Raw genomic sequence first — 1701 nt, 5'->3', positions numbered from 1 at the left:
TCAATTTTGAGAAGGCTTTTTTAAGTTTGATTGATGCTGCTTTTAATTAAGCATCAGCTTTTGCTTTAGGAGCCGCAGACAAAATTTCGTCATTTGCATACTCAGCAAATTTTTCGAAGTTTTTATTGAAGGCATTAGCCAATGCATTAGCCTTAGTATCATAAGCTTCCTTATCTTCCCAAGTGTTTTTAGGGTTCAAGACATTTTCTGGTACATTAGGACATGAAGTTGGCATCATTAAGCCAAAAATTTCATGCTCAGTGTAAGATACTTCGTCAAGTTGACCCTCAAGAGCAGAAGTAATGAGTGCTCTGGTAATCTTTAAACTCATACGACTACCTACACCATAAGGTCCGCCAGACCAACCAGTGTTTACTAACCATACATTTACGCCAGATTCCTGCATTTTATGACTTAACATCTCAGCATACTTAGTTGGGTGCAATGGCATAAATGGTGCGCCAAAACAAGCAGAAAATGCAGTTACCGGTTCAGTAATGCCGGCCTCAGTACCGGCCACTTTTGCAGTGTAACCAGAAATAAAATGAAATGCTGCCTGACCAGGAGTAAGCTTTGAGATTGGAGGTAACACTCCGTATGCATCACAGGTAAGGAAGAATATGTTCTTCGGGTTTTCACCAATTGATGGTTCTGCAATGTTATTGATGTGGAAGATTGGGTAACTAACTCTGGTATTTTCAGTTTTAGCACCACTTTCGAAATCCACAGATTTGTCACCTTTAAGCACTACGTTTTCCAGAAGAGCTCCTTCTTTTATGGCGTTAAAGATATCTGGTTCTTTTTCTTCAGAAAGGTCGATAACTTTTGCATAACAACCACCTTCGAAGTTAAATACAGTGTTTTCGTTAGACCAGCCATGCTCATCATCACCAATCAGTTTTCTATTAGGATCTGCAGAAAGCGTAGTTTTACCAGTACCAGAAAGCCCAAAGAAGATAGCAGTGTCACCATCTTTGCCAATGTTGGCTGAGCAGTGCATAGAAAGTGTGTTCTTCTGATGAGGTAAAATAAAGTTTAAGGCAGAGAAAATACCTTTCTTAATTTCTCCTGTGTAACCAGTACCACCAACTAAAGCTATTTTTTTCTTGAAGTTAAGGATAGCAAAGTTGTGCTGTCTTGTACCATCAACCTCAGGATCAGCTTTGAAACCTGGTGCGTTTACTACGGTCCACTCAGGGTCGAAAGACTTGATCTCATCTTCTGTTGGTCTCAAAAACATGTTATATACAAACATATTAGACCAAGGGTACTCATTTACTACTCTTATATTAGTTTTATAATTAGGGTCTGCGCAGGCATAAGCATCTCTTACATATACTTCTTTGCCTGATAAGTACTCAGTCACCTTATTATAAAGCTTATCAAATTTATCCGGATCAAAAGGGATGTTTATATTTCCCCACCAAATTGCGTCTTCAGTTATGTCGTCTTTTACAATAAATCTGTCTTGAGGTGATCTTCCTGTGAATTCACCAGTATCTACAGCTATGGCCCCAGAAGAGGTTCTCTCTGCTTGTCCTTTTTCTATGGCGATCTCCGCTAATTTTTCCGGAGAAAGGTTCCAATGCGCCTTCGCATCCTTTATACCCAACGTTTCTACCGATGCATTGTCTGATTTAAACCCTAGTTCTTGCATGATCTGTCGTTATAGTTTTTTTATTTGCTTGAGGTGTAAATATT

1 protein-coding gene is annotated in these 1701 nt (G+C 39.1%); it reads right to left on the bottom strand.

Annotated elements, in window-relative coordinates:
* Positions 1-46 precede the first annotated feature (46 nt).
* Entirely contained in the window at positions 47-1657 is a 1611-nt protein-coding gene (pckA, locus tag E1176_RS01400) for a phosphoenolpyruvate carboxykinase (ATP) (protein WP_155208793.1), read from the bottom strand.
* Positions 1658-1701: the final 44 nt, after the last annotated feature.

Source organism: Fulvivirga aurantia, assembly GCF_009711475.1.
GTDB classification, from domain to species: domain Bacteria; phylum Bacteroidota; class Bacteroidia; order Cytophagales; family Cyclobacteriaceae; genus Fulvivirga; species Fulvivirga aurantia.
The sequence above is the reverse complement of the archived record's forward strand: the minus strand, read 5'-3'. Positions and strand labels throughout refer to the sequence as shown.

Bases quoted from the DNA above. Each gene is read 5' to 3' on its own strand.
- pckA (WP_155208793.1), bottom strand. From the start codon at position 1,657: ATGCAAGAACTAGGGTTTAAATCAGACAATGCATCGGTAGAAACGTTG.